General features: G+C 48.6%; 2 protein-coding genes. Both read left to right on the forward strand.

What is annotated here, in order from left to right; translation table 11 throughout:
* A partial coding sequence (gene folK / locus WEIDD23_RS07900; protein ID WP_062358894.1) for a 2-amino-4-hydroxy-6-hydroxymethyldihydropteridine diphosphokinase occupies positions 1 to 488 on the forward strand: 488 nt, incomplete at its 5' end.
* Positions 475 to 657 (forward strand): GTP cyclohydrolase I (locus WEIDD23_RS07905; protein ID WP_197458847.1); only part of this gene is annotated, 183 nt, incomplete at its 3' end. The genes folK and WEIDD23_RS07905, both read left to right, overlap by 14 nt.

The following is a 657-nucleotide window of genomic DNA, read 5'->3' on the forward strand; positions in this document are numbered from 1 at the left end:
CATATCTGAGTATCGGTAGTAATCTTGGCGACCGCCAGCAGCACTTACAAACTGCAGTGACCCTGTTAAAGGCCCATCCCGCGGTTAACCAGGTGGTGGTATCGGGCCTGTATCAAACTGAACCGGTTGGACCAGTACAACAGGATGATTTTTTGAATATTGCGGTGCGGTTGGAGACGACTTTGACTGCGCCGGCGTTGTTAGCTCTCCTGCATGAAATTGAACAGGCTGGTAATCGGGAACGTCAAATTCATTGGGGTCCTCGGACAATTGATTTAGATATTTTATGGTTTGGCGAGTCAGTAATTAACACTACCACGTTACAGGTGCCACATCCGGAAATGGCTAATCGGTTATTTGTCTTGGCCCCCTTGCGTGAAGTGGCAACACCAGAACGGGTAGCGACCGTAACCGACTTAATTGCAGCGACAACGGATACGAAACAAGTCATGAGAATAGGGGAGTTTGAAGACCATGCAAACGAGTGAAGAAGATGTGCGTCGGCTACTTACGGCGATTGGAGATGATCCGACCCGCCCAGGTTTGATAGAAACGCCCGCCCGAGTCGTGAAAGCCAACGCTGAAATTTTTGCGCATACCGGTGAAACCACGTTTACTGACTACAAATTATTTGAGGTAGCTACAGATACTGATATG

The organism is Weissella sp. DD23, assembly GCF_001579105.1.
GTDB lineage: Bacteria > Bacillota > Bacilli > Lactobacillales > Lactobacillaceae > Weissella > Weissella cibaria.